This is a genomic window from Enterococcus sp., from assembly GCF_022711995.1.
Classification (GTDB): Bacteria; Bacillota; Bacilli; order Lactobacillales; family Enterococcaceae; genus Enterococcus_D.
The window spans coordinates 1-2,661 of sequence record NZ_JALAHI010000167.1; the positions used below are offsets into that span (position 1 = coordinate 1).

The 2,661-nt window shown below is 44.3% G+C and carries 3 protein-coding genes; 1 reads left to right on the forward strand and 2 read right to left on the reverse strand.

What is annotated here, in order from left to right:
- Positions 1-18 precede the first annotated feature (18 nt).
- The gene (locus tag Q0A12_RS16160; RefSeq protein ID WP_291293651.1) at positions 19-528 is read left to right on the forward strand and encodes a signal peptidase I; all 510 of its coding nucleotides are present in this window, start codon (positions 19-21) and stop codon (positions 526-528) included.
- A gap of 77 nt (positions 529-605) precedes the next feature.
- On the opposite strand, the gene Q0A12_RS16165 is transcribed toward Q0A12_RS16160, so the two are convergent.
- Entirely contained in the window at positions 606-1,292 is a 687-nt protein-coding gene (locus Q0A12_RS16165; RefSeq protein WP_291293652.1) for an energy-coupling factor transporter transmembrane component T, read from the reverse strand.
- On the reverse strand, positions 1,219-2,661 hold a 1,443-nt coding region (locus Q0A12_RS16170), incomplete at its 5' end, for an ABC transporter ATP-binding protein (protein WP_291293653.1). The genes Q0A12_RS16170 and Q0A12_RS16165, both read right to left, overlap by 74 nt.

Consider the following 2,661-nt stretch of genomic DNA (forward strand, 5'->3'; position numbering starts at 1 on the left):
AAATAAAGGAGATCTGTGATGAAAAAATATTTTAGACCCAGTATCCTTCTTTCTTTTGTAACATTGATCTTAATGTTTCTCTCTTTGATTATGATTGTCGTTCCTCAAATGCTAGGATTGCACATCGCGATTGTGAAAAGTGACGCAATGGAGCCGACCTATCCCCAAGGAAGTTTATTATTTGTGAAAAAAATCGGCGATAAAAAGCTGATGGTCGGTGATGAAGTTACTTATTTTGTCAATCAAGGCGAACAGATTTTTACCCGACGAATTGCAGCGATTGATCAACAAGAGCGAACGATGTACACGATTGGTGACAACCAAGACCATATGGAGACGATGAAAATCAGGAAAAGCCAGTTACTGGGGCAGCCTCTTTTTCATTTGCCTAGAATTGGTTCGCTGGTGACCAGTGACACTGTTCCCATCATAAAAAAAATCTATTTGATTTTAACGATTTATATCACCGCAACGACTTTTCTTGTGATGCTTTCTCAAGTCAAGCAAGGTAAAAAAATAGCGATTTAAATTGTCGGAAAATACGTAAAAACCAAGATACCGCAAACCAGAACACCTTAAGCTCTCTGGTTTGCGGTATTTTTCTCTTAGCTAAGCATGGGAAGTATTGTAAGGATTAAGCCGACGCCCAATAGACTGCATCCGAATAACCAATCTTTGCGGGTAATGGTGAGATTGACGGCGTAGGTTCGAGGGGCCTCACCGGAGAACCCGCGTGATTCCATAGCTGTCGCTAAAAGCTCTGACCAGCGAATTGATTTGACCAACAATGGAATGAGCGGTTTTAAGGATAGTCTGGAGTAGTTGATCCCTCGTGATTTCAGACTAAACTGGATATTGCGGTATTCCTTAGGGATCATGGGAGCCATATGAAAAGCGGCCATTAAACCATAAGCAAAAACAGGCGGCAGTCGGAGTTGCTGCTGCAAAGAATAGATTAGTTCGGTCAATGTGGTCGTCGCCGCAAAAATGCTGCCTAGTAGCCCGAAACAGTAGACGCGACTGACAAGACGAATGGCATACGCAACAGCTGCCGTCGAGGGGCTATTTTGGCTTTCTTGAAAAAACATCAATCCGGTAAAAAAGATCCCAACTGCACTCAAAGTCAATACCAAAAGCAATTGCAGCAATTTTTTCAGAGGCAGATAAAGCAAGAGCAGCAATAAGAAAAGCAGACTCAAACTACTGTTTAGCAACAAATTATTTTGAAAAGAGACGAGCAATGCCAGCGCGGATAAAGTTAGCAGTTTGACGGTTGGGTTTCGGTGCCTCATCGAAAGCCTCCTTTACATAAAGATTGAAATCAACGGTTCGATCACAAAAATCTGACAAGATACGCAACTCATGGCTAATGATGAAGACCAGTGTGCCACTGGCTGCTTTGTCAGCTAATAGCGACATCAATTGCCACGACTGCCGCAAATCCTGACCATAGGTTGGCTCATCAACAAGCAAAATCGGAATCTCGCGATCAATCAAGCAGGCAACCGCTAAGCGCCGTTGCTGTCCTTGACTTAATAGAAATGGTGAATCTTCCCGTTTCCCCCAAAGCCCCAATTGGTTCAGTTTTTCAGATAGGTCGCTTTTTTCTTGGCCATTGGCTAATTCTTGGGCCACGGAGGAAGCAAGAAACTGATCCTGTGGATTTTGCATGATCCAGCTCATCTTCTCAAAAGGTCGGCTGCGAGAGGTCAAGCATTGCTCTTGGTAATAAACAGATCCATCATAAGAAGCCTGTTGCAGCAGTGCTTTGAAAAAGGTGGATTTTCCTAGTCCGCTTTTTCCTGTAATGCCAATCAGTTCTCCGGCATAAAACGTTTCATTTTCGATCACCAACGAATGGTCCCCGATTGGCAACCGAAAATCGACAAAACGTAAAAGCGGCTGTTGCTTAGGAGGCCGGGGGGATCTGGTCAACGTTTGCCGCAGCCGCTCTTCTTGCTCTAAAAGCTGACCAGAAGAGATTGGCTGGAAAGCATCGGGTAGCACAAGCCATTCCTGCACCCAATCAGCAACCGGGGCGACTTGATGGTCGATCAACAGAATCCCAATTTCTTTTTGTTGTTGAATTTCTGTTAGTTTTTTCAGTATGGATCGGGTGGTCATTGGATCGAGATTTGCAAACGGCTCATCCAATAAGAGATAACGGCTTTCTAAAACCAGACAACAAGCCAGTGCCACCAGCTGTTTCTCCCCACCTGAAAGGGTCGTTAATACGCGATGTTCCAAATGACGAATCTCGCAAAAATCGAGTGCTTGCGTCACCCGGTTAGTCATTTCCTCTAATGGAATGGCCATGTTTTCCAGACAAAATAGCAACTCTTCTCGTGGGGTTCGCATACAAAACTGCGTATCGGGATTTTGAAACATCAAACTGACGAAGGCAATTCGCTGGGTAGGGGACAACTCAGTGAAATCTTGCTCATCGATTTTATAGCATCCAGATTCAAATCCTTCTTCGGATAAACCGGCTAATAAGCGAAAAAGGGTACTTTTTCCTGAGCCAGAAGGACCATAGATCCCTTTGATTTCTCCAGCTGCTAGTTCAAAGGTGGCGGTAAGCTTTTGTCCCTCAACAGTAAAGACGCAGGAATCGAGGGTTAAGCTCATCCATTCCCACGGCTTTGTTTGAAGGAAGAGTGT